The sequence below is a fragment of the Halomonas sp. TA22 genome (genome assembly GCF_013009075.1).
Classification (GTDB): Bacteria; Pseudomonadota; Gammaproteobacteria; order Pseudomonadales; family Halomonadaceae; genus TA22.
Map to the genome: position 1 here is coordinate 3,359,227 of NZ_CP053108.1, position 16,368 is coordinate 3,375,594.

Annotated in this window: 20 protein-coding genes; 10 read left to right on the forward strand and 10 right to left on the reverse strand. The window is 62.6% G+C overall.

Going from position 1 to position 16,368, the window contains the following annotated elements; translation table 11 throughout:
* The 8 genes from raiA to HJD22_RS15950 form a co-directional block, all read right to left on the reverse strand.
* Entirely contained in the window at window positions 1-309 is a 309-nt protein-coding gene (gene raiA, locus HJD22_RS15915; RefSeq protein ID WP_208656186.1) for a ribosome-associated translation inhibitor RaiA, read from the reverse strand.
* Between the two features lie 169 nt (window positions 310-478).
* A complete protein-coding gene (locus HJD22_RS15920; protein ID WP_208656185.1) occupies window positions 479-1,900 on the reverse strand; it encodes an RNA polymerase factor sigma-54 in 1,422 nt (473 codons plus the stop codon).
* A gap of 193 nt (window positions 1,901-2,093) precedes the next feature.
* On the reverse strand, window positions 2,094-2,819 hold the full coding sequence (lptB, locus tag HJD22_RS15925) for an LPS export ABC transporter ATP-binding protein (protein WP_208656184.1): 726 nt from the start codon (window positions 2,817-2,819) through the stop codon (window positions 2,094-2,096).
* Between the two features lie 20 nt (window positions 2,820-2,839).
* Entirely contained in the window at window positions 2,840-3,307 is a 468-nt protein-coding gene (lptA, locus tag HJD22_RS15930) for a lipopolysaccharide transport periplasmic protein LptA (protein ID WP_248730294.1), read from the reverse strand.
* A 59-nt stretch (window positions 3,308-3,366) separates the two neighbouring features.
* On the reverse strand, window positions 3,367-3,963 hold the full coding sequence (gene lptC / locus HJD22_RS15935) for an LPS export ABC transporter periplasmic protein LptC (RefSeq protein WP_208656183.1): 597 nt from the start codon (window positions 3,961-3,963) through the stop codon (window positions 3,367-3,369).
* A gap of 5 nt (window positions 3,964-3,968) precedes the next feature.
* Window positions 3,969-4,526, reverse strand: coding sequence for an HAD family hydrolase (locus HJD22_RS15940; protein ID WP_208656182.1), 558 nt, complete (start codon window positions 4,524-4,526; stop codon window positions 3,969-3,971).
* Window positions 4,527-4,534: 8 nt separating this feature from the next.
* A complete protein-coding gene (locus tag HJD22_RS15945) occupies window positions 4,535-5,512 on the reverse strand; it encodes a KpsF/GutQ family sugar-phosphate isomerase (protein ID WP_208656181.1) in 978 nt (325 codons plus the stop codon).
* 86 nt (window positions 5,513-5,598) lie between these two features.
* Window positions 5,599-6,543 (reverse strand): calcium/sodium antiporter, encoded by a 945-nt coding sequence (locus HJD22_RS15950; RefSeq protein WP_208656180.1) that lies wholly within the window; start codon window positions 6,541-6,543, stop codon window positions 5,599-5,601.
* Window positions 6,544-6,712: 169 nt separating this feature from the next.
* On the opposite strand from HJD22_RS15950, the gene HJD22_RS15955 reads away from it, so the two are divergent.
* From HJD22_RS15955 to hisD, 9 genes are all read left to right on the forward strand, one after another.
* On the forward strand, window positions 6,713-7,525 hold the full coding sequence (locus tag HJD22_RS15955) for an ABC transporter ATP-binding protein (RefSeq protein ID WP_208656179.1): 813 nt from the start codon (window positions 6,713-6,715) through the stop codon (window positions 7,523-7,525).
* Window positions 7,522-8,304, forward strand: coding sequence for a lipid asymmetry maintenance ABC transporter permease subunit MlaE (gene mlaE, locus HJD22_RS15960; RefSeq protein ID WP_208656178.1), 783 nt, complete (start codon window positions 7,522-7,524; stop codon window positions 8,302-8,304). Before HJD22_RS15955 ends, mlaE begins: the two co-directional genes overlap by 4 nt.
* Entirely contained in the window at window positions 8,301-8,765 is a 465-nt protein-coding gene (gene mlaD, locus HJD22_RS15965) for an outer membrane lipid asymmetry maintenance protein MlaD (protein ID WP_208656177.1), read from the forward strand. Before mlaE ends, mlaD begins: the two co-directional genes overlap by 4 nt.
* 103 nt (window positions 8,766-8,868) lie before the next feature.
* Window positions 8,869-9,468: a phospholipid-binding protein MlaC gene (locus HJD22_RS15970; protein WP_248730295.1), complete on the forward strand. Its 600-nt coding sequence runs from the start codon at window positions 8,869-8,871 to the stop codon at window positions 9,466-9,468.
* The gene (locus HJD22_RS15975) at window positions 9,465-9,797 is read left to right on the forward strand and encodes a lipid asymmetry maintenance protein MlaB (RefSeq protein ID WP_208656175.1); all 333 of its coding nucleotides are present in this window, start codon (window positions 9,465-9,467) and stop codon (window positions 9,795-9,797) included. Before HJD22_RS15970 ends, HJD22_RS15975 begins: the two co-directional genes overlap by 4 nt.
* 146 nt (window positions 9,798-9,943) lie before the next feature.
* Window positions 9,944-10,213, forward strand: a complete 270-nt coding sequence (locus HJD22_RS15980) for a BolA family protein (RefSeq protein WP_208656174.1) — start codon at window positions 9,944-9,946, stop codon at window positions 10,211-10,213.
* A 12-nt stretch (window positions 10,214-10,225) separates the two neighbouring features.
* Complete coding sequence (murA, locus tag HJD22_RS15985) at window positions 10,226-11,488, forward strand: UDP-N-acetylglucosamine 1-carboxyvinyltransferase (protein WP_208656173.1); 1,263 nt, start codon at window positions 10,226-10,228, stop codon at window positions 11,486-11,488.
* 31 nt (window positions 11,489-11,519) lie between these two features.
* Window positions 11,520-12,179 carry an ATP phosphoribosyltransferase gene (gene hisG / locus HJD22_RS15990; protein WP_208656172.1) on the forward strand — a complete coding sequence of 220 codons (660 nt, stop codon included), beginning with the start codon at window positions 11,520-11,522 and terminating at the stop codon, window positions 12,177-12,179.
* A 77-nt stretch (window positions 12,180-12,256) separates the two neighbouring features.
* On the forward strand, window positions 12,257-13,582 hold the full coding sequence (hisD, locus tag HJD22_RS15995; RefSeq protein ID WP_208656171.1) for a histidinol dehydrogenase: 1,326 nt from the start codon (window positions 12,257-12,259) through the stop codon (window positions 13,580-13,582).
* An 82-nt stretch (window positions 13,583-13,664) separates the two neighbouring features.
* Here the strand turns inward: hisD and HJD22_RS16000 are convergent, their stop codons facing one another.
* Complete coding sequence (locus tag HJD22_RS16000; protein ID WP_208656170.1) at window positions 13,665-14,909, reverse strand: Do family serine endopeptidase; 1,245 nt, start codon at window positions 14,907-14,909, stop codon at window positions 13,665-13,667.
* A gap of 99 nt (window positions 14,910-15,008) precedes the next feature.
* Between HJD22_RS16000 and HJD22_RS16005 the strand changes: the two genes are divergently transcribed.
* A complete protein-coding gene (locus HJD22_RS16005) occupies window positions 15,009-15,767 on the forward strand; it encodes a Nif3-like dinuclear metal center hexameric protein (RefSeq protein ID WP_208656169.1) in 759 nt (252 codons plus the stop codon).
* A gap of 42 nt (window positions 15,768-15,809) precedes the next feature.
* On the opposite strand, the gene HJD22_RS16010 is transcribed toward HJD22_RS16005, so the two are convergent.
* Window positions 15,810-16,262, reverse strand: coding sequence for a YhcB family protein (locus tag HJD22_RS16010; protein WP_208656168.1), 453 nt, complete (start codon window positions 16,260-16,262; stop codon window positions 15,810-15,812).
* Window positions 16,263-16,368 lie beyond the last annotated feature (106 nt).

Here is a 16,368-nt window from a genome sequence, read left to right on the forward strand (position 1 = left end):
TCAGCGGGCACCGACGCCCTGGGCGCGTGCCTGTGCCTTTTCCTTGTGTTTGACCAACTGGCGATCGAGTTTATCGGCAAGGGCGTCTATGGCAGCGTACATGTCGCCATCCTCGGCATCGGCATGAATGTCTGCACCCGCGGCGTGCAGAGTGCTGGCTGCCTGCTGGCGCTCCCTCTCGATGGAGAGTGTAACCTGGACCGAGGTAATGTTGTCATAGTGGCGTTCGAGTCGAGCAAGCTTCTCGTTGATGTAAGCGCGCAGTGCATCGGTCAGTTCCACATGGTGCCCGGCGATATTCACTTGCATGACACTCTCCTGTTGCGGCGGGTTGCAGTTCGATTGTAACCCTTTTTGCCCTATTGCATACCCCTAGGCATCCGAGGATTTGACATGGATGCCCCTTCATTATTTTAGCTTATTTATTTCAATGTATTAGGAGTTAACGTCCATTGATACGCGCTTTGAGACATGGATTTCAGGAGAGTCTCTTGCGTTCGCTGGAGGGGGGGATGCCCATCGCTTCGCGGTACTTGGCTACGGTCCGCCTGGCCACCTTGATGCCGCTCGCTTCGAGGAGTTCGACGAGCTTGCTGTCGGAGAGCGGCTTGCGCGCTGGCTCCTCGCCAATCAGTTTCTTCAGGCGCGCGCGGATCGCTGTGCTCGAATGGGCATCGCCGCTGTCGCCAGTACCGCCGACATGGCTTGAGAAGAAGTACTTGAGCTCGAAGACGCCACGGGGCGTATGAATGTACTTCTGCGTCGTCACTCGCGAGATCGTCGATTCGTGCATCTCCACGGCTTGGGCGATATCGGCCAGTATCAATGGCTTCATCGACTCTTCGCCCTTTTCGAGAAAATCGATCTGACGCGCCATGATCTCCCGGCCTACGCGCAGCAGGGTGTCATTGCGACTCGAGAGACTCTTGATCAGCCAGCGCGCCTCCTGCAGGTGCTGCTTCATGAAGGTATTGTCATCGCTCTTGTCGGCGCGCTTGATCAGGGCGGCATAGTCGGGTTGGATGCGCATACGCGGCAGGGCGTCGGGATTGAGCTCGATGCGCCAGCCTTCACGGCCATGGCGGGCGATCAGGTCGGGAATGACATAGTCGTTGTCGCTTTCGCCGAAGGCCTGGCCGGGGCGGGGATCGAGTGAGCGAATCAGGGCGATGACCCGGTCGAGTTCCTCGTCCTCGAGGCGCAGACGCCGCTTCAGTAGTTTGCGATCGTCATTGCCAAGCGCTTCGAGGAACTGTCTGACAAGACGTTTCGCCTGGGGCAGCAGTGGTGTCTCCTCGGGCAGCACGCCGAGCTGGAGGAGCAGACACTCGCGCAGCTCTCGGGCGCATACGCCGGTGGGCTCGAACTGCTGCAGGCGCATCAGCACCTGCTCTACCTCGGTGCTCTTGAGTCCGGCCAGCCCCTGGTCGCGAAGGCCGGCGCACAGCTCGTCGAGAGCGCCGTTGAGATAACCATTGTCATCGACGGCATCGATCAGGCTCTCGGCGATGATGCGTTCGCGCTCGCTGAGATCGGTCATCGCCAACTGCCAGGCGAGGTGGTCGTGGAGGCTCTCGCCACTAGCGTTGCGCTCGAAATCCGGCCCCTCGCCCGAGCTGCTTCCACTGGGCGCCATGTCCTGGTAGGTGTCCGACCAGTCGCTGTCAGTAGAGAGCTCCTCGGGAATTTCGCTGTTCCACTCCTCTTCACGCGCTTCGGCGACCTCCTGCTCGCCGAAGCCGTCGTCCAGCTCTAGCATGGGGTTGGCTTCAAGCGCCTGTTGAATCTCCTGGCGCAGGTCGAGTGTCGACAGCTGCAAAAGGGCGATGGCCTGTTGGAGCTGCGGCGTCATGGTCAGGTGCGCGCCGACACGGAGTTGCAACGAGGGTTTCATGGCCATGGCAAGGGGTGTTCACTGACAAATGAGACGACACGTTAGCTCGCGCCGCAATCCCTTGCAAGACTCAATTGCGTGAAAACTGAGCAAGAAACATGCCATGCGCAAGTACCATGCCAGATTGGGCAGCGTAGAAAGTTTTCATGCGGTTGATGGCGGCCGCCGAGCAGTGGCGGCGTGCCGAAGGCTCTTGAACCTAGAGTCGGAAGTCTTCCCCGAGATAGACTTCGCGTACCCGTTGGTTGGTGAGAATCGCTTCGGCATTGCCCTCGGCGATGATCTGACCGTCACCGACGATATAGGCTCGGTCGCAGATGTCCAGGGTTTCGCGCACGTTGTGATCGGTGATCAGGACGCCGATTTCACGACGCTTGAGCTGTCTGATGACGCCCTTGATCTCGCCTACCGAGATCGGGTCGACCCCGGCGAACGGCTCATCGAGCAAGATGAAGGCGGGCTCCGTTGCCAGGGCGCGAGCGATCTCGACACGTCGACGTTCTCCCCCGGAGAGACTCATGCCCAGGTTGTCGCGGATATGGGTGATATGAAAATCTTCCAGCAACTGCTCGAGACTTGCGTGGCGACCCTCGCGATCGAGATCCTCGCGCGTCTCGAGGATCGCCATGATGTTGTCAGCCACGCTGAGCTTGCGAAATACCGAGGCCTCCTGGGGAAGATAGCCAATGCCCGCCTGGGCGCGGCGATGCATGGCCGCCTTGGTCAGGTCGAGGTCGTCGATGTGTACTTCGCCCGCATCGGCGCGCACCAGGCCGACGATCATGTAGAACGAGGTGGTCTTGCCGGCACCATTCGGCCCGAGCAGCCCGACGATGCTGCCCTGTTCGATGGAGAGGCTGATGTCATGGACGACACGGCGACGCTTGTAGCTCTTGGCCAGGTTCCGGGCACGAAGGGTCTTCATGGGCTGCCTTGGATCAGAAGTTAGTTCTGCTCGGGATTGAGGGTCATGCGCACGCGCTGGCGCTCGCTGCCCTCGACGTCGGCGCGTGCCTGAACCACGCGACGGTCGAGAAAATACTCCACATAACCGCCATCGAAGGTGTCTCGCGCCTGGTGCAGTTCGGCGCGATCGATCAGCTCCACGCGGCGCTGTGCGGCATGGTAGACGATGGTGCGACCCCATCCGCGTACCACGGGTTCGTCCGGGGCCGGCTGCTGCTCGATGTAGGCGCGCTCGCCGGTAGCGGTCAGGCGCGACACTTCGCCTGCGTCATTGCGCAGGATTTCGACGCGATTGCCGGTGAGCTGCATGCTACCTTGGCGAATCTCGACATCGCCGGTATAGATGGCGGTGCCGGCGCGATCGTCGAGATCAAGGCGATCCGCGGCCACTTCGATGGGCTGCTGAGCATCGCTCTCGAGCGCGAACGCCGGAAGGGCGGCCAGCATTGTCAGGCAAGCACCCATCATGCAGGCCATGAGGCGAGATGTCGGGGTGGGAGTGTCTCTCATGGTGCTGGTTCCTCATAGCCTTCGGGAGGATGGAAGCCTTGGACCTCGTCGGTCAGGCGTGCACGGTCCAGGTTGAGCCAGGCATCGAAGCGCTCACCTCGCATCCACTGGGGTGGTTGCTGCAGAAGTGCCGGGGTGTCGCTCCAGGCATGCCCGTTTACGGTATCGACATGCAGGATGTCGGTATCCAGCTGCCATCCTTCTTCGGGAGCATTGAGCCTGGCATTGCCCTCCAGGGTCAAGAGATCCCCGCCGGGACCGAGAATGCCTACATCGCCGTAGCCGAACCAGGTGCGGCCCTGACGATCGAAAATTCGTGCGACCGGTGTCTGGGCGCGTGTCACGTCGTCATGTGGCGTATGCGAGAGGCGCGGGCTGTCGAGGCGCTGGTGCGGAGCGCCACGCTCGTCGAAGCGGGTGAGGGTGGCATTTTCAAGGTAGTAGTCCGGCTCGCCGGCATCGTCACGCGGCACCGGGCCGGGGCCGAAGGTGTCGCGCTGATCGAGCAGCGCCAGGATGCCCCCCACTATCAGCAGGACCAGTACCAGCCAGAGTTTCGACGAGGGGCGCGGGAAGCGTGGACGCAAGGGCATAGAGCTCAACGCTTGCCGTGTAGATAGGTGTCGACGACAGCGCCCCAATGGCCCTGGGCCTGAAGAAGTACATCGCAGATTTCCCGCACTGCACCATGCCCGCCCGTCTGGGTAGTCACCCAGTCGGCGTGCTCGCGCACATAGGCCGGTGCGTTGGGCACGCTGATGCCGAGCCCGGCGCGCTTGATCGCCGACAAATCGGTAAGATCATCGCCAGCGTAGGCGACCTGAGAGAAGTCGAGGCCGAGCTCTTGGGTCAGCTCGCGCAGCACTTCGAGCTTGTCGTCACGCCCCTGCTTCACATGTTCTATACCAAGGGCGGCGGCGCGGCGGCTGACGATCGGCGAATCGCGGCCGGTCACCAGTGCGATGCTCAGACCAGCCTGGCCCAGCAGTTTGATGCCTAGCCCATCCTGGGTATGGAAGGCCTTGATTTCGCTGCCATCTTCGACAAAATAGAGGCGTCCATCGGTGAATATACCATCCACATCCAGCGCCAACAGGCGTACCTGGCGGGCTTGCTGAATCAGGTTGGGGGGGAGTGAAGGTGCGGTAATGGTCATGAGCTCTCCTAGATGACGCCGCTGATCAGCAGGTCATGCATATGTAGTGCGCCCACCGGACGGCTATCATCATCCACGACGGCCAGCGCGGTGATGCGGTTGTCTTCCATGATACGCACGGCCTCGGCGGCCAGCATGTCGGCGCCAATGCGCTTGCCGGGGCGGGTCATGACATCGTCGACCTTGAGTGTCCTGAGGTCGGCATGCTGATCAAGCGTACGACGTAGATCGCCATCGGTATAGACGCCGATCAGATAGCCCCGTTCATCGACGACACAGGTGAAGCCAAGCCCCTGGCGGGTAATCTCCAGTAACGCATCGCGTAGCGGACTGCCCAGTGGAACGCTCGGCAGGCGCTCGCCCTGATGCATGAGATCGGAGACTCTCAGCAATAGGCGACGCCCCAGGCTCCCTCCCGGATGCGACAGCGCGAAATCCTCGGCAGTGAAGCCGCGCGCCTCGAGCAGGGCCACCGCCAAGGCATCGCCCATTGCCAGGGCGGCAGTGGTCGAGGAGGTGGGCGCCAGATCGAGCGGACAGGCTTCGCGTTCGACGGCGGTGTCGAGGTGTGCATCGGCATGTGTTGCCAGTGTCGATCCCGGGCGTCCGGTCATGCTGATTAAGGGCGCGCCCATGCGCTTGAGTAGCGGCAGCAGCGCCGTCACCTCGGCGGTCTCACCGGAGTTGGAGAGGGCAAGCACGATATCGCCGGGTGTGATCATGCCCAGGTCGCCATGGCTGGCCTCGCCGGGGTGGACGAAGAAGGCCGGCGTGCCGGTGCTGGCAAGGGTGGCGGCAATCTTGCCGGCGATATGGCCTGACTTGCCCATGCCCGTCACCACCACACGTCCCTTGCAGCCCAGGATCAGCTCGCAGGCACGGTCGAAGTCGATACTCAGCTTGGCGCCAAGCGCGGCGATCGCCTGCTGCTCGATATTCAGCGTGCGCAGGGCGCTGGCGCGATAGAGGGAGTCGTCTGCAGTCATGGCATGAATTGTTGCCGCTTAGGGCATTTCTCTCAAGTGTGGCCGCGGGATAGGGGCTGGCTGAGATGGGCTTGGCGGGTTGTTGATCATGTGCCGAGCCCGACGCCAAGCCAGCCTAGATAGAGCAGGTAACAGAGTAACAGAGCCGCGCCCGGTAAGCGCCCTAGCGTGCCGCGCCGCTGCCACAGCAGCAGGGCGCCAAGTGCCAGTGTCAGCGCCAGCATGGTGGGGAAGTCGCGGCTAGCCGCGGCAGGATCGATGAGGCCTGGAGCGAGAATGCCGGGAATGGGCAGTACCGTCAGCATGTTGAACAGGTTGGAACCGATGACGTTGCCGATGGCGATGTCGTGATGGCGCTTCAGTGCGCTGGCAACGCAGGCCGCCAGCTCAGGCAGGCTGGTGCCGATGGCGACGATGGTAAGGCCAATTACCAGCTCGCTGATGTTGAGTCCACGCGCCAGTTCGGTGGCCCCCCACACCAGCAGCCGGGAGCTGGCACCGAGTAGCACCAAGGTAAGCAGTAACCAGAATAGCGCCTTGGGCAAGCGCATGGTGGGGATCTCGCCACCCGCGGAAGCGCTGTCGGGGGTGTCGGCTCGAAACAGCCACCAGACGCTGAAGATCAGCAGCGCGACAAGGAAGAGTGCATCGAAACGTCCAAGGATGCCGTTGGCCAGCGCATAACCGGCAAGGCCGGTTGCGCCGAGCAGTAATGGCAGCTCTCGACGCACGATCGAGAAGCGCACCGGAATCGGCGCCACGAGGGCCGTGACGGCGAGTACCAGCCCGATATTGGCGATATTCGACCCCAGTGCATTGCCGATGGCCAGGCTCGGTGCCCCGTCCAGCGAGGCCATGATCGAGACGATGATCTCGGGTGCCGACGTGCCCAGGGCAACGATGGTCATGCCCACCAGCATGGCGCTCATGCCGGCGCGATGTGCAGTGGCGGCCGCGGCGCCCACGAAGCGGTCGGCACTCCACAATAGCCCGATGAAGCCGACGAGAACGGTGATCAGGGGTACGAGCATAGGGGGCGAGACCATCCTGCGCCTGGGAACGGAGCGCCAATTAAACGCGTCTGGTGAAAATGACGCAAGCTAGCTGCCAGCGAGAGTCGCCATACGCAACAACTCCCGCTGGCGACAGGCGTTTAGGTTAAGATACAATGTTCGATAATTTCTTTGGCTACGGGGTGTCATGAGCGACTCGTCCTTTGTCACTGTCGAGGGGCTGCACTTTTCGCGTGGCGATAAGGACATCTTTCGCGGCGTGGATCTGGCGATCCCGCGCGGCAGGATCACCGCTATCATGGGTCCCAGCGGCACCGGCAAGACCACTCTGCTCAAGCTGCTTGGCGGCCAGCTCGCCCCGGACGCCGGCCGGGTGATCATCGATGGCCAGGATGTCCATTCGTTATCGCGCAAGGCGCTCTTCCGTCTGCGACGGCGGATGGGCATGCTGTTCCAGAGTGGTGCGCTCTTCTCGGATCTGAGCGTATTCGAGAATGTTGCCTTCCCGCTGCGGGTACATACAGACCTTCCCGAGGCGATGGTGCGCGACGTGGTGTTGATGAAGCTCGAAGCGGTTGGGCTGCGCGGTGCTCGCGACCTGATGCCGGCGGAGCTCTCCGGCGGCATGGCGCGTCGCGTGGCGCTGGCCCGGGCGCTGGCGCTTGACCCTGAGCTGATTCTTTACGATGAGCCGTTCGTCGGCCAGGATCCCATCTCCAAAGGCGTGCTGGTGCAGTTGATCAAGCGGGTCAACGAGGCGCTGGGCCTCACCGCGGTAGTGGTCTCCCACGACATTCAGGAGACGTTGTCGATTGCCGACTATGTCTACGTGATCGCAGATGGCCAGGTGATGGCCCATGGCACCCCAGATGCACTTGATGTCGAGCAGGACGCCCGGGTGAGCCAGTTCATACATGGCAAACCCGACGGCCCGGTTCCCTTCCACTACCCGGCGGCCGACTTCCAGCACGACATTCTGGATGCCGGAGGTCTTGCATGATCGACTACTTGATTCGGCTCGGCCGGCGTGGCTGCGAGGTGCTCGAGGCGCTGGGGCGAGCTGGGCTGTTTCTCGCCCAATCTGGCGTGGGAGTGCCCTCCCGGGAGGGGCTTGGTCTCTGGGTGCGGCAGATGCACTTCGTGGGCGTACTGTCGCTTGCCATCGTATTGGTATCAGGACTTTTCATTGGCATGGTGTTGGCGCTTCAGGGCTACACCATCCTAGTCGATTTCGGCGCCGAACAGGCGCTGGGGCAGATGGTGGCCCTGTCGCTGCTGCGTGAGCTGGCGCCGGTCGTGGCGGCCCTGCTCTTTGCCGGCCGTGCAGGCTCGGCACTGACGGCCGAGATCGGCCTGATGAAGGCCACCGAGCAGCTCACCAGCATGGAGATGATCGGGGTCGACCCGCTACGGCGTATCGTGGCGCCGAGACTATGGGCCGGCTTCGTCTCACTGCCACTGCTGACCATCGGTTTCAGCGTGGTGGGAATCTATGGCGGTTATCTGGTGGGCGTCGAGTGGCTGGGTGTGTTCGAAGGCTCCTATTGGGGCAATATGCAGGCCAGCGTTACCTTCCTCAATGATGTCGGCAATGGCCTGATCAAGAGCCTGGTGTTCGCGCTGGTCGTGACCTGGATCGCGGTATTCCAGGGGTATGACCTGATTCCGACCTCGGAAGGGATTTCCCGTGCCACCACGCGCACGGTCGTCTACTCCTCGCTGGCGGTGCTGGGGCTGGACTTCGTGCTTACCGCGCTGATGTTTGGAGGATTGGGATGAAGCGCAGCAAGATGATGGAACTGGGCGTCGGTCTGTTCATGCTGGCGGGAATCGTGGGATTGATCTTTCTCGGGCTGCGTGTCAGTGGGCTTACGATGGAGCCCGCCCGCAATACCTTTACGCTGCAGGCCAACTTTTCCAATATCGGAGGGCTCAGGCCGCGTGCTCGCGTTACCATGGCTGGTGTCAATGTGGGACGCGTCACGGCCGTCGAGCTGGACACCGACTGGTACGATGCCCGGGTGATCATGGAGATAGACGGCTCGCTGGAGGGGCAGCTCTCGCGCGATACCACGGCGGCGATCCTCACTTCCGGGCTGCTTGGCGAGCAGTATGTCGGGCTTTCGGTGGGCGGCGATCCCGATACCCTCGGCGATGGCGATACCATCCGCGATACCCAATCGGCACTGGTGCTGGAAGAACTTATCCAGCAATTCGTGTCGAACATGATCAGTGATTGAAATCCTTACCTCAGGAGGCGTTATGACGCATCTTCTCCCCCTCGCCGCTGGCAGGCGGCTATCGTCGGCCATTGCGCTCACGCTGGGGCTCTGCCTGAGCTTGATGGCAACGCTTGCGTTCGCCCAGCAGTCCCAGAGCGCCCCAGAGCAGTTGATTCGCGACAGCATCGATGAGCTGATGGGACAGATCGAAGGGCGTCGGGACTACTATGCCGCGAATATCGAGGAGCTCGAGGCGCTGGTCGACGAAAGTCTCGACGATATCGCCGACTTTCGCTACATCGGTGCAAGCGTCATGGGGCGCTACTTCAACAACGCCACTTCACAGCAGCGATCGCGCTTTGCCCAGACCTTCCGTCAGACCCTGATCGACACCTATACCCGAGGACTGGTCACGTTCGACTATCGTGAGTTGCGGGTGCTGGACTCGCAGCGCGAGTCGCGCCATGAGGACCAGGCAAGCGTTGCCATGGAGGTGGTCGCCACCAATGGCCAGGTCTATCCGGTCAGCTATTCGCTGCGCCTCTCCAACGGTGAGTGGAAGGTGGTCAACGTGATCGTCAATGGCATCAACCTAGGGCTTACGTTCCGCAACCAGTTCGACCAGGCCATGCGTGAGCGCAATCGAGATTACGATGCCGTGATCAGCAACTGGTCGCCCGAAGTGGGTGTCGAGGAGCTGGAAGAGGGCGGCAATGCATGATACTCCTGCTCGATGAGCAAGGTGCCCGCCTCGAGGCTGATGGCCGGCGGCTGACGGTCTCCGGCGAGGTGGATTTCGACGTGGCAGCGGCGCTTGCCGCCGCTGGCAGTCTCTGGCTTGGTCAGCAGCGGCCCGGTGAGACATTGTGTCTCGACCTCACCGGTGTCGACCGCGTCAGCAGTGCTGCGCTCAGCATACTGCTGGAGTGGACACGCCAGACCCGTGCAGCTGGGCTCGAGATCGGCAGTGTGCGGCTTTCACCCCCGCTGGCACGGCTCACCCAGGTGGCGGGTCTCGATGCGCTGTTGCCTGTCGTCGCTGGCGACTGACTCCACTATTCCCCTTCTATATTCCTTCGAACCGACCGCCGCCATCGCCATTGGCGGCGGTTTTGATTACCATGGGGGCCATTTCGCCTCATGGTCCGGCCCCTCAGCGCCTCGGGACCCGAATCTGAACAAGGAGACTGCTTCGCATGCAACCCAGCGACGTCAAGGCACTGCTCGAGACTCGTATCGATGGCTGTGACTTCCATATCCAGGGTGAAGGCTGCAATTTTCAGGTCGTCGCCGTGGGCGATGTCTTCGAAGGCCTGAGCCCGGTCAAGCGTCAGCAATTGATCTATGGCGCGCTCTCCGACGAGATCGCCAGTGGCGCTCTCCATGCCGTCAGTATCAAGACCTATACTCCTTCACAATGGCCTGATGCACCCGAAAATGGCTCTGCACAGAGCCTGGGCGCCTGACGACGGATTTCAATGGATAAGCTGATCATTACTGGAAACGGCCCTCTGGATGGCGAGGTCTGGGCCAGCGGTGCCAAGAATTCGGCGCTACCGATACTCTGTGCCACCCTGCTTGCCGATGGCCCCGTCACCATTGGCAACCTGCCGCACCTGCAGGACATCACTACCACGCTGGAGTTGCTGGGCCGTATGGGCATCGAGCCGGTGATGGGCGAGAAAATGACCATCCAGCTCGACGGTTCCCAGGTGCGCGACTGTCATGCGCCCTATGAGCTGGTCAAGAAGATGCGTGCTTCGATCCTGGTGCTGGGCCCGCTGCTTGCGCACTTCGGCAAGGCGGATGTCTCTCTGCCAGGCGGCTGCGCCATCGGTTCGCGTCCGGTCGATCTGCACATTCGCGGCCTGGAGGCGATGGGCGCCGAGATTCGCGTCGAGGCGGGCTATATCCGGGCGAGCGTCGATGGCCGGCTCAGGGGGGCCACGATCTTCTTCGATACGGTCACCGTGACCGGCACCGAAAACTTGCTAATGGCCGCGACCCTGGCCGATGGCGTCACGACCCTCGAGAACGCGGCCCGCGAGCCAGAGGTGGTCGATCTTGCCGAGTGTCTGATCGCCATGGGTGCGGACATTCGCGGTCACGGCAGCGACACTATCACCATTCATGGCGTGGAGCGCCTGCATGGCTGTCACTACGATGTCATGCCCGATCGCATCGAAACCGGCACTTTCCTGGTGGCTGCGGCAATCAGTAGTGGCCGGGTGCGGGTGCGCAATACGCGTGCCGACATTCTCGAGGCGGTATTGGCCAAGCTCGAGGAGGCCGGCGCGGCCATCACCAGCGGCGAAGGCTGGATCGAGCTCGACATGCGGGGCCGTCGTCCCAAGGCGGTCAACCTGCGTACCGCCCCCTATCCGGCCTTTCCCACCGACATGCAGGCCCAGTTCGTGGCGCTGAACGCCGTTGCCGAAGGCACAGGGCGAGTGGTGGAGACGATCTTCGAAAACCGCTTCATGCACGTTCAAGAGCTCAATCGCATGGGGGCGCAGATTGCGCTTGAGGGCAACACGGCGGTGATCACCGGTGTCGAGCGCCTCTCCGGGGCGCCAGTGATGGCCACCGACCTGCGCGCCTCCGCGTCGTTGGTGGTGGCGGCGATGGTGGCGGAGGGCGAGACGCTGGTCGATCGCATCTACCATATCGATCGCGGCTACGAGTGCATCGAGGAGAAGCTGCAGCTGCTGGGCGCCAAGATTCGTCGCGTGCCGGGCTGACCGGCCGGGTCAAGCGAAATAGAGTGAGCCGATGAACAAGCAATTGATTCTGGCCCTGTCCAAGGGCCGTATTCTCGACGAGACGCTGCCGCTGCTGGCCGAGGCGGGCATCGAGCCTGCCGAGGAACTGAGCAAAAGCCGCAAGCTGCTCTTCGACACCAACCTGCCCGACGTGAAACTGGTGATCATTCGCGCCACCGACGTGCCTACCTATGTACAGCTGGGTGCTGCGGATCTCGGTATTGCCGGCAAGGATGTGCTGCTCGAGCATGGTGCTGAGGGCCTCTATGAACCTCTCGACCTCGAGATAGCCAAGTGCAGGCTGATGACCGCCGGCGTGTGTGACGCCGAACCGGGCAGGGCCCGGCGCCGGGTCGCCACCAAGTTCGTGCAGGTGGCCAGGCGCTACTACGCCGAACAGGGCATCCAGGCCGAGGTCATCAAGCTCTACGGTGCGATGGAGCTCGCCCCGTTGATGAATCTCGCCGACGAGATCGTCGATATCGTCGATACCGGCAACACGCTGCGCGCCAATGGTATGGAACCGCGTGAAATGATCGCCGAGATCAGCACCCGGCTGGTGGTCAACAAGGCTTCGATGACCATAAAGCACGAGCGGTTGAAGCCGCTGATCGCACGCCTGCGAGACGCGGTGGCAAAGCGCCGCCATGGCGAGACTGCCTCGACTTGATAGCGCCTGCACGCTTGCCCGCCGCCAGGCAGCGTCACGAGCTGCGATAGGTTTTACGTTTGTCACGAGAGATCCACATGACCGATAACGCCACTGCGATACCCGACATCGCCAGGCTCTCCACCGCCGCTGACGACTTCGATGAGCGCCTCGAGGCCTTGCTCGCCTGGGAAAGCGTCTCGGACGCCGATCTCCAGGCACGGGTCGATGCGATCATCGACGCCGTTCGCGAGCGGGGCGACGCCGCACTGATCGAGTACTCCAACCGCTTCGACCGTCTCTCGGCGAATGCCATGACTGAGCTGACCCTGAGTGCGGAGCGCATGGCGCAGGCCTATCAGGGCCTGCCCGCGGAGCAGCGTGACGCGCTGGCGGCTGCGGCGGAGCGCATTCGGCTCTATCACGAGCGTCAGAAGCCCGAGTCGTGGTGCTACACCGAAGCCGATGGTACCGTGCTCGGCCAGCAGGTCACGGCCATCGATCGTGCCGGTATCTATGTACCGGGTGGCAAGGCGGCCTATCCTTCGTCGGTGCTGATGAATGCCATTCCGGCGCATGTCGCCGGGGTGCGCGAGATCATCATGGTGGTGCCGACGCCGGATGGGGTGCTCAACGAGCTGGTGCTGGCGGCGGCGCATCTGGCAGGGGTCGATCAGGTGTTTACCATCGGTGGCGCTCAGGCGGTGGCGGCACTGGCCTACGGCACCGAGACGGTACCGCGCGTCGACAAGATCGTCGGTCCCGGCAATATCTATGTGGCCACGGCCAAGCGGGCGGTATTCGGTCAGGTTGGTATCGACATGATTGCTGGACCCTCCGAAATCCTCGTGGTATCCGATGGCGTCACCGATCCCGATTGGCTGGCCATGGATCTGTTTTCCCAGGCTGAGCATGACGAAGATGCCCAGGCAATCTTCATCACCTGGAATCGCGAGCACCTCGAGGCGGTGGCCGCCTCCATCGAGCGGCTGCTACCGACCATGGAGCGCGAGGCGATCATCCGTGCCTCGTTGAGCGGGCGGGGCGCGTTGATCCAGTGCCGCGATCGTGACGAAGCGCTTGGATTGATCAATCGTATCGCTCCTGAGCATCTCGAGCTCTCCATGGCCGATCCCGACGCGTTGCTGCCCGAGGTGCGCCACGCTGGCGCCATCTTCATGGGCTCCTATACCGCCGAGGTGTTGGGCGACTATTGCGCTGGTCCCAATCACGTACTGCCGACATCAGGCACGGCGCGCTTCTCCTCGCCACTTGGCGTCTACGACTTCCAGAAGCGTTCGTCGATCATTCACTGTTCGGCGCAGGGCGCCTCCCGGTTGGGGCGTATCGCCTCGACCCTGGCGCGTGGAGAGTCGCTGACCGCCCATGCCCGCTCTGCCGAGTACCGGCTGAGCGAGAAGTAACGACCGGCTCGTCGCCATGCAATGGGTCACAACGCGACCGGCCCCGCCATGGCGGGGTCGGTCGCGTCGAAGATGCGGTTGGTTAGGGCGCGGGTTGCGGTTGGCGTGACAGCGGGGCGGGTCGTTCGCCGACGGCAAGCGTCACTTCGAGGGTTTCGCCACTGCGAATGACTCGTAGTGGCAGGCTGGAGCCGGGCTCGATGGCGGCAATGTTGGACATCGCCACGCGGCCATCGAGAATCGGTCGGCCATCGACCTCAAGCAGTACGTCGCCTGGCCTCAGGCCCGCCTCGTCCGCCGGGCCGCCGGGCACCACGCCGGCAATCACCACGCCCCCCGGAGTGTTGAGTCCGAAGGATTGCGCCAGCTCCTGGCTCATCTCCTGCGCTTCGATCCCCAACCAGCCGCGTATCACGCGCCCTTGGGTCACCAGCTCGTCGAGAATGTTGCGGGCCAGGTTGGCGGGGATCGCGAAGCCGATGCCCTGGGAGCCGCCGGAGCGAGAGAAGATCGCCGTATTGATGCCGACCAGTGCGCCTTCGGCATTGATCAATGCTCCCCCCGAATTGCCGGGATTGATCGCGGCATCGGTCTGGATGAAGTCCTCGTAGGCATTGAGGCCGAGGTGGCTGCGTCCCGTCGCACTGATGATCCCCATGGTGACCGTCTGACCCACGCCGAAAGGGTTGCCGATAGCCAGCGCCACATCGCCCACTGCGATATAGGAGGAATCGGACATCGAGATCACCGGCAGGTTGTCGAGCTCGATGCGCAGTACCGCAAGGTCGCTTTCGGGGTCGGTGCCGACTACTTCGGCGAGGGTTTCGCGCCCGTCACGCAGCGCCACCTGGATCTGGTCGGCGCCGCTGATCACGTGATGGTTGGTCAACACGTAGCCATCGTGGCTGACGATGACGCCGGAACCCAGACTCGACAGCATGCGCTGCCGGCTGGTGGTGTTGTCACCGAAGAACTGTCGGAAGAAGGGATCCGACATCAAGGGATGCTCCTCGCGCTCGACCATCCGCGACGAATAGATATTGGCGACTGCGGGCGCAGCACGCTCCACCGCCTCGGAGTAGCTGGCTGGTCCCTGCTCCCGGGCAAGCGGAGGAGCGCTCTGGATGTCGGGAGGCGGGCGGGAGCTTCCCTCACCGACGCTGCGCGTGGGTTCAGCCTGTTGGGTCGAGGTCGTTTGATCGCCCCAGAGGAAGGCGGGAGGTCTGCCCACCAGTTGCGGAAAGGCGTAGAGCAGCACGATGGCAAACAGGATGCCGGCAATGACCGGCCAGACGAAAGGCCATAGGGACGGCAGGGTTCGACGCATTCAGTATTCCTTGTCGACGGCGGTCGCTGGGAGGGGCCTTGATCGTTACAATCGTTGCCTATTATATCACTGCTGCTTTCACTCTGTCTGGAGGTGAGAATGATCAGTCGCGACGATCTGGTGGCGGCCTGCGACAATGAGTTGCAGGCCAGGCGTTTCAAGGATTATACCGTCAACGGCCTGCAGGTGGAGGGACGTCCGCGTATCGCCAGATTGATGACTGGCGTGACAGCCAGTCAGGCGCTTGTCGAAGCGGCGGTGGCCTGGGGTGCCGATGCGCTACTGGTCCATCATGGCTATTTCTGGAAGAACGAGCCGGTTGCCGTGACGGGGATGAAGCGTCGCCGGCTCGCGGCGCTGTTGACCCACGATATCAATCTGCTTGCCTACCATCTGCCGCTGGATGCGCATGTCCGGCTGGGAAATAACGCCCAGTTGGCCGCAAGGCTGGGCTTCGAGGTGATAGGGTGTGTCGACGGTGAGCTTGGCGAGGGGCTGTTGTGGCTGGGGAGTCCCCCGGCTGGCCTCGATGATCGTGGGCTTGCTGCAAGGCTCTCCGTGGCGCTGGGACGTGAACCGCTGTTGATCCCGGGCCATGGCGGGGAGCTTTCTCGCATCGCCTGGTGCACGGGAGGGGCTCAGGACATGATTGCCAGCGCCCAGCAGGCCGGTGCGCAGGCCTTTATCTCCGGCGAGATCTCCGAACGGACCACTCACATGGCGCGGGAGATGGGGATCAGCTACCTCGCGGCAGGTCATCATGCCACCGAGCGTTGGGGGATCGAGGCGCTAGGCGAGTGGCTAGCCGAGACCTATGGCATTGCCCACCGATTCATGGATATCGACAACCCGGCATGAGCCGGCATCAGAAATGCCGGGCTGGCTGGTGGGGTGTGCGCCTCAGTAGCGAGGCGGTTGTGTCTGGCCGCTGGTCAGGTCGTTCTCTTCGCGGCGCAGCCCGAAATCTTCAGATAGCGTGCCGCGATCGCCGTCGGCATAGTCGCGGGGGATGTCCGGCGAGCTTTCCTCTTCCGGCGGGAGCGCTTCGCTTGCAGTGAAGCGACGCTTGATCTGCAGGTCGTCGCAGAGGCGGTCGGCACCTTGCGACAGTTGCTGCTCGAGTTCCAGGCTTTGGCGTTGAATGCTTGAGACCAGGTCGGCCGCGCGGGAAAAGTGGTCGTTGATCGCTTCCTTGACCTGGCTGAGCTCCAGCTCGGTCTCCGCCAGACGCTGGCGGACCTTCTGGTTGCGGGCCTGATTGGCATTCAGCAGGTGATAGCCCAAGGCGCCGATGCCGATGCCGGCAAGCCCGCTGACGATGGCCAGAATCCAGTCGATGTTGCTTTCGTACACGTCATTCCCCTCCGGTTCATTGCGCAGCGACAGCCGGTTCGTCTCGTCGCTATCGGTACCGATGGCTGAGATGGCGCTGTCGGAGACGGCCCATTATAGGCGGCAC